1 protein-coding gene is annotated in these 1,677 nt (G+C 38.0%); it reads left to right on the plus strand.

Annotation, left to right across the window (positions count from 1 at the left end; translation table 11 throughout):
* Nucleotides 1-153: 153 nt before the first annotated feature.
* Nucleotides 154-1,473 (plus strand): IS1380-like element IS1678 family transposase, encoded by a 1,320-nt coding sequence (locus B9P78_RS09480; protein ID WP_094519181.1) that lies wholly within the window; start codon nucleotides 154-156, stop codon nucleotides 1,471-1,473.
* Nucleotides 1,474-1,677 lie beyond the last annotated feature (204 nt).

The following is a 1,677-nucleotide window of genomic DNA, read 5'->3' on the forward strand; positions in this document are numbered from 1 at the left end:
TGAATAATTCATACTTTTAATTAAAACCATGTGAAACTGCCTCACGGCAGCTTACAATTACTTTTTCATCTTCACCCGTTAAGTGATGAAAAAAGAACCCCTTTCTGCTATGGTTAAAGTGACTAAACCAACCAAAAGAAAGGAGTTCTTTTCATGACTAGCTTACACAAAAACCAAGTAAAATTCAATTCAAATATCACTATTTCTCATACAGGTGGTCAATTATCGAGTGATTCGGGTCTCGTCCTAGTGAAAGAGCTGATGAACATCTTTGGTTTTTCTGAACTGGCTAAGCAACACATTCACATTGAAGACGAACGAGCGTATTTTACTCATGACAACTTATCCATACTTGAGCAGTTCATTATGCAATTAATTGCTGGTTACTCAGCTGATTCTGCAGCTAATCTCCTGAGACAAGATCCTGTGTTTAAAGCTGTTTTAGATAGGAAAGAACTCGCTTCTCAATCTTCGCTTTCCCGATTTTTAGATCGACTATCTGAGGAGAATATCCATGAACTTCAAGCTTTGAACCAAGAACTTATCGATAAAGCACGCCTCATCCGTAATGATACGGAATTAATCATTGATTTAGATTCGACCCATTCAGATACATTTGGTCACCAAGAACAAACGAATTATAATACACACTACCAAACCTATGGTTACCATCCATTGGTAGCTTTTGACGGATTGACTGGTGACTTCTTAAAAGCTGAACTACGTTCAGGAAATCAATATACATCAAAAGGCGTAAAGGAGTTTCTCACACCTTTATTAGAGCACTATAATCACTCTCTACCAAACACTGACATCTTGGTTCGTGGAGACAGCGGGTTCGCTACACCTGGTGTGTATGATTCGTGTGAATCAAAAAAGAGTCATTATGTTATTCGACTGAAGAACAATCGTAGACTAGGTCAAATAGCTGAGAAATCAGTACTTTATGGCGATAATCAAAAGTGGGAAGAACGAGAAGTTCAGTACTTCTCGACCACTTATCAAGCACAATCCTGGTCACAAAGTCGTCGCGTGTGTATACGCTCAACACGTGAAGCGGGCGAACTACTCTTTCGACATGAATTTATCGTGACAAATCTATCAGAAAATGTTTCTCCTGATACCATCTTTTCTATCTATGCCAAACGTGGCACAATGGAGAACTTCATTAAAGAAGCGAAAGCTGGCTTTTACTTTGACAAAACAGACAGTCCTCGCTTTTTGGAGAATCATGTCCGAATGATGCTCAGCTTGATAGCTTACAACTTAGTCAACTTCTTAAGAACGATTGGCTTTGAAGAAGTCCAAAAGGGAATGACCATTCATTCTATTCGATTGAAGTTTCTGAAAGTTGCTGGGAAATTAGTCCAAACGGGTAGACGAGTCTATCTCAAATTATCTAGTTATCATGTGTATCAGAATGAATTCTACAGGGTCTTTGCTCGCCTGAGGCGAGCCAGTCAATGGCTCTAATCCAACAATCTAACGATTTTTTTACTGGGAAGTTATCCAGGGAGAAGTATGCTCAAAATGCCTTACACCCAAAATTTATTCCTCAATATTTTTGAACAGTGAATGTTTGAAGTAACTTTTTAGTCAAAATCAGTTGATAGGGATATTAGTGATACATATTTCAATAAAATGTGCCAAAGAATTAAAGCTATGAATTATTCAGGT

This window comes from Aerococcus sp. 1KP-2016 (assembly GCF_002252085.1).
Lineage (GTDB): Bacteria > Bacillota > Bacilli > Lactobacillales > Aerococcaceae > Aerococcus.